The 5,149-nt window shown below is 66.8% G+C and carries 4 protein-coding genes and 2 pseudogenes; 3 read left to right on the top strand and 3 right to left on the bottom strand.

Features of this window, described 5'->3' with window-relative positions; genetic code table 11:
• Together QOD90_RS12665 and QOD90_RS12670 are read right to left on the bottom strand one after the other, a co-directional pair.
• Positions 1 to 341, bottom strand: a 341-nt coding sequence (locus tag QOD90_RS12665) for a hypothetical protein (RefSeq protein ID WP_526350147.1), incomplete at its 3' end; no start/stop codon positions are given.
• Between the two features lie 216 nt (positions 342 to 557).
• Entirely contained in the window at positions 558 to 704 is a 147-nt protein-coding gene (locus tag QOD90_RS12670; protein WP_526350149.1) for a hypothetical protein, read from the bottom strand.
• 267 nt (positions 705 to 971) lie between these two features.
• Between QOD90_RS12670 and QOD90_RS12675 the strand changes: the two are divergent.
• A pseudogene (locus QOD90_RS12675) lies at positions 972 to 1,019 on the top strand (hypothetical protein); the annotation flags it as partial.
• Between the two features lie 167 nt (positions 1,020 to 1,186).
• On the opposite strand, the gene QOD90_RS12680 reads toward QOD90_RS12675, so the two are convergent.
• On the bottom strand, positions 1,187 to 2,935 hold the full coding sequence (locus QOD90_RS12680) for a PE-PPE domain-containing protein (RefSeq protein ID WP_526350143.1): 1,749 nt from the start codon (positions 2,933 to 2,935) through the stop codon (positions 1,187 to 1,189).
• A 207-nt stretch (positions 2,936 to 3,142) separates the two neighbouring features.
• Here QOD90_RS12680 and QOD90_RS12685 point away from each other — a divergent pair, with 207 nt between their 5' ends.
• Positions 3,143 to 3,832, top strand: coding sequence for a YciI family protein (locus tag QOD90_RS12685; RefSeq protein WP_526350145.1), 690 nt, complete (start codon positions 3,143 to 3,145; stop codon positions 3,830 to 3,832).
• 10 nt (positions 3,833 to 3,842) lie between these two features.
• Positions 3,843 to 5,066 (top strand): annotated as a pseudogene (locus tag QOD90_RS12690) (RNA polymerase sigma factor).
• The last annotated feature ends 83 nt before the right edge of the window (positions 5,067 to 5,149 follow it).

Here is a 5,149-nt window from a genome sequence, read left to right on the forward strand (position 1 = left end):
ACGTCGATGTCGACCAGCAGATTCCCATGAGCGCCAGCACAACTCATGCGTTGATACTGGCCTGGACGGGCCGACTGGAGGAAGCGCGCACGCAGGTTCGGGATGTCCGCCGCCGCCTGATCGAACGTGGGGCAGAAAACCTCATGATATTCGTGTCCTTCCACAGCGCGCTGATCGAAATCTGGTGTGGCAACTTCGCCGATGCCGGCCAGATCGCCGACGACACGATGGAACGGGCCGAGCAACTCGGCGGCGACCACATGCTCGCCATCGCCCAGACGGTGCGCGCGGAGGTCGCGGCGTATTCGGGTCGCGAAGGTGAAGCACGCGCCTACGCTCACGCGGCGCTGGAGGCCGCACGGCGTTGCGAAGCGCCCAGACTCTCGGCGCGCCCCATGGGCATCCTGGGATTCCTGGAAGTCTCACTCGGCAACTACACCGAGGCGCTCACCGCGTTGGCGCCCCTGATCGCTGAATTCGACGCCCATCCTGGTACGGAGATCATCACCGCGTCGTTCGTGCCGGATGCCGTGGAGGCAATGCTGGCGACGGGTCGCCTAGACGATGCCGAATCGTTCATCGACGCGCTGCAGCGCAACGGGCAGTGGCTCGATCGGCCGTGGATGCTGGCGGTAGGTGCCCGCTGCCGCAGCATGTGGCTGGCCGCCCGCGGTGACGTCGAAGCCGCCGATCGCATGGCCCATCAAGCGTTACGTGAGCACGAACGACTACCGATGCCCTTCGAACGCGCACGCACGAATCTGCTTCTGGGCCAACTGTTCCGACGGCAACGCAGAAAGGATGCTGCGGCAGAAGCCCTGCACGAAGCCCTGCGAGCCTTTGATCAGCTGGGCACCCCGCTCTGGGCAGCGCGCGCCCGCGCGGAGTTGGCGCGCACCCGCGTCAGTGCGACGCAAGACCTCGGCCTGACGCCGTCCGAGCAACGGGTCGCCGAACTCGCAGCGTCCGGTATGACCAACCGTGACGTCGCGACCACGCTGTTCGTCAGTCCAAAGACTGTCGAACACAACCTTGCTCGCGCCTATCGCAAGCTCGGCATTCACTCTCGGGCAGAACTCGGGCAGCGGATCCAGCACCTCAATCTTGGAGGACCCGCTGAATCCCAGGACAGCGAGCGCCGAGAGCGGCGTGCCGTGCGTTGTCCGCCGCCGTGCCCGCAGCCCCGTCAGGCCGCCTTCTTCTCCGAGTCTGGAGCACCGGTGTCGCTTCCTGCGGGGTCCGTCGTCGCGGTCACGCTTCCGTCGGTCTTGGTGGGGCCGTCGCCGGCGGCACCCGCCGCCTTGGCGTTGTCGGCTGCTTCCTTGGCCTTGTCCGCGGCGGCCTGCGCAGCGGCGTCCTTGGCCGCCGCATCCTTAGCCTTCTCGGCTGCCTCTTTGGCGTCCTTGGCTGCCTTGTCGGCCGCTGCCTTATCAGCAGCTGCCTTGTCGGCAGCTGCCTTGTCGGCGGCCGCCTTGTCAGCCGCCGCTTTGGCATCCGCGGCGGCCTTCGCCTCGGCCGCTGTGTCCGCAGCCGCCTTCGCGTCCGCGGCCGCCTGCTCCGCCGCTGCCTTGTCCAACGCCGCCTGCTTGTCGGCTTCGGCCTGCGCAGCCGCAGCCTTTGCGGCAGCGTCCTGGTCGACTTGGTTGTCGTCGGCGAGGTTCTGAACGACTTTTTCCGGCTTGTCGATCTTGTTCTCCAGCGTCGCCGGCGGATCGCCCTGAACGGGCGCCGAGGCAAGCCGCGAGAAGGACTGCACTGCCTGAATTTGGGAAGCGGGTGCGGCGTTCGGCGCGAGCATGCTCGCTCCGCCGTTCAACGCGTCCTGCACACCCTGGACGATGGCCTGCACGAGTTGCACCGAGAAGGTGACCGGATTGAACGTGAACGGGTTGAACGGCAGGATCGACAGCATCTGTGGGATGCCGGGGTTGGTCACCCGGTCGTAGCCCAGGTTGACGAACAGCTTGGTGACGGGATTGAGGAGCGCGACGAGTGGGTTGATGATCGCGCCGGTGCCGGTCTGCTTCGCCAGGTCGAGGAACGGCTGATACAGCGGCAGCGGACCCTTCTGCGGAATCAGGACGAAGGTCGCGTCGTGGTAGGTCTGCGAGTTGTGCGGGTCCGCGATGGCCGCCGCCAGACTGTCGTTGTCGTAGCCGTACGGCATCGTCTCGTCGGGGGTGCCATTGCTGTTGGGCACCAGGTAGTAGCCGTGGACGTACTCGAAGGCGGCGAGGGCGTTCAGCATCGCCAGCGGGTTGCCCCAATATGACGGCGCGTCACCGACCGGGTCGTACTCGAAGGAGTAGTTGGTGCTCTTGATCCCCTCAGTCGGTAGTTGGGGTCCGAAGGAGATGTCGAGAAGCGGGATGGTGGGCAGGAAGCTGAGTCGCGACCACAGGCCCCGGGGGTTGTTGATGTTGCCGATCGTGACGATGGACAGACGGGTCGTGTCGATCGTCGGATCGTTCAGAATGGCCTGCGCCTCGCGGGACACGACCGCACCGCCCTGCGAATAACCGAAGATGATGATCTGCTTGTTGCCATCTGTGACTGGTGCGGCCAGCACTGTCTTCAACTGCGTATCCAGCTGAGTGACGCCGGCGCCGACGGAGGCGTTCCACGTGTCGCACGTCAGGCCCGGGCACCAGCCCGGGAAGATGACGAGCGGGAAGAAGCTCGCGGGGTACGGCACGCCGTCGAGCACGCAACCGTCGCCCGAGGTACATGGCACTCCGGACGGGTCGATGAACCGGTTCGCCGCGTTCTCCTTGTAGCCCATGACGCTTTCGATGTTGTGCGTGCCCGTGCCGGGCACGATCAGCGCGACCGCTCCGAATGCGAGCGCGGCCGAGAAGGCGGAGCCGATGGCCAGCCCGATCGCGCCCAGCATCGCGATGAGGACAACACTTACCGAACGGATTGTGCGACGCATCTGCCGACCTCCACTTAGCGCGGCTTCGAGTCACGCGAGCGCTGACTCCTTGGGCATGCTCGCACAATGGCGTGTGCCACAGGGTGCAATTGACCCCCATGTCAGGAGATTTGCGAACGCGGAACGTGTCGGATCGAGGACGCGCCGTTCGTCGGACGGGTAGAGAGTGGGACACAGGGTTCTGCTCGCTACCCCGGAGGTCTTCCCATGCACTACTTCGCACTGCTGCTCAGCCCCGAGAACACCGGCACCCCCGACCCCGGCGAAATGGCGGCCTACCAGGAATTCCACGTGGCTGCCGCACGATTCATCCGGGCCGGCGATGCGCTAGTGCCGTCATCGACGGCCGGGCGCATCACCGGTGGGCCGGAGAAGCCGAGCGTCACCGACGGCCCCTTCGCCGAGGGCGCCGAGGTGGCCGGCGGCTACTACGTATTCGAGGCGGACAACCTCGACGAGGCGCTCGGACTCGCCGAACAGATTCCGGCAGCGAAGTACGGCGCGGTCGAGGTCTGGCCGATGGTGCACTACACCGCGCCGACCGCACCGGTGGGCAACGCGTGGCTGGCCCTGCTACTGGAGTCACCCGAGAACGTCAACGTGCCGGACAGCCCGGAATGGGTGGCCCGCGTCGCAGAGCACGTCGAGTTCGGCAAGGCTGTCGGCGACCATATCCTGGCCGGCGCGCCGCTGCATCCCCCGAGCGCGGCGACGACGGTGCGCGTGCGCGATGGAAAGACCACATTCACCGACGGTCCGTACGTGGAAGGTGCGGAGGTGGCCAACGGGTTCTACGTCCTGTCCGCCACCGACCGTGATGAAGCGGTGAAGCTCGCGTCGATGATCCCGGCAGGCGGCGTCGAGGTGCGGCAGCTGGCTGGCGTTTCAGGCCTCTAGCCACTGCTGAATGATCAACCTGGACGGCGTCTTTCGACGCGAGTGGGGTCCGGCCGTGGCGGCATTGGCCCGATGGTCCGGTGACCTCACCGTTGCGGAAGACGCCGTCCAGGAGGCATTCACCGAGGCGTTGCGCGCGTGGCCGCGCGATGGTCTGCCCGACAACCCCGGCGGGTGGATCGTGACGGTCGCCCGCAACCGTGCCCTCGATCGGCTGCGCCGCGAATCGGTTCGGCCGGGAAAGGAACGCGCCGCCGTGACGGACAACGCCTGGACTCGCATCGAGGGAGTGCCCGTGCATCCCGTGCGCGACGACGAATTGCGGATGATGTTCACCTGCGCGCATCCCGCGCTGGACGGGGCGTCGCAACTGGCATTGACGCTGCGGCTGATCTCGGGGTTGACGGTGCCCGAGATCGCCAGGGCGCTGCTGCACTCCGAGGCCGCGGTCGGGCAACGAATCACCAGGGCCAAGAGCAAGATTCGCGGCGCGAATATTCCGCTGCGGGTGCCACCCGCCGAGTTGCTGCCCGACCGGGTGCCGCACGTCCTGGCCTGCATCTACTCGGTGTTCACCTAGGGCTACTGGTCGACGGCGGGCCCGTCGGCGATCCGCGACGAGCTGTGCGACGAGGGCATCCGCCTGGCCGGCGAGATGTGCGCGCTGATGCCCAGCGAGCGCGACGCTCATGCGCTGGCGGCCCTTGTGCTGCTGCATGATTCGCGACGGGAGACCCGGGTCGACGACTCAGGCGCATTGGTGCCGCTCGAGGAGCAGGACCGGTCGCGGTGGGACCGGGCGCGGATCACCCGCGGACTAGACCAGTTGCGTCGAGCGGAGGGGTCGACGGGCGCGTACCTGCCGCAGGCGGTGATCGCCGCGGTGCACGCAACGGCTCCGACCTGGCAGCAGACCGACTGGCCTCTGATCTGCACCGCCTATGACCGGTTGATCGAGATCACTCAATCGCCGATCGCGCAGGCGAATCGCGCGCTGGCGATCGGGTTCCGCGATGGCTTCGACGCAGGGCTGGCGGCGCTGGACGAGGTCGCTGATGATCCCAGGTTGGCGGGGTCGGCGACGGTGGCGTCGATTCGGGCGGATCTGTTGCGGCGGGCGGGCCGAGGGGCGCAGGCCGCCGAGTGGTACCGGGTTGCGTTGGAATGCAACGGGTCGGGGCCAGCAAGGGATTTTCTGCAGCGAAGGCTCGCAGAGTGCGCGGAGCACCGCTAGGACGACGACTTCTGTCTAGCAGCACTGGCAGTTGAAGACCCGGTCAGGTTCTCAGCCTGTCTTGAGACGAGCACATTTCGGCC

The organism is Mycobacterium sp. (genome assembly GCF_032161845.1).
Taxonomy (GTDB): Bacteria; Actinomycetota; Actinomycetes; order Mycobacteriales; family Mycobacteriaceae; genus Mycobacterium.

Bases quoted from the DNA above. Each gene is read 5' to 3' on its own strand.
- QOD90_RS12670 (WP_526350149.1), bottom strand. From the start codon at position 704: ATGGGCCATGCGATCGGCGGCTTCGACGTCACCGCGGGCGGCCAGCCA.
- QOD90_RS12680 (WP_526350143.1), bottom strand. From the start codon at position 2,935: ATGCGTCGCACAATCCGTTCGGTAAGTGTTGTCCTCATCGCGATGCTG.
- QOD90_RS12685 (WP_526350145.1), top strand. From the start codon at position 3,143: ATGCACTACTTCGCACTGCTGCTCAGCCCCGAGAACACCGGCACCCCC.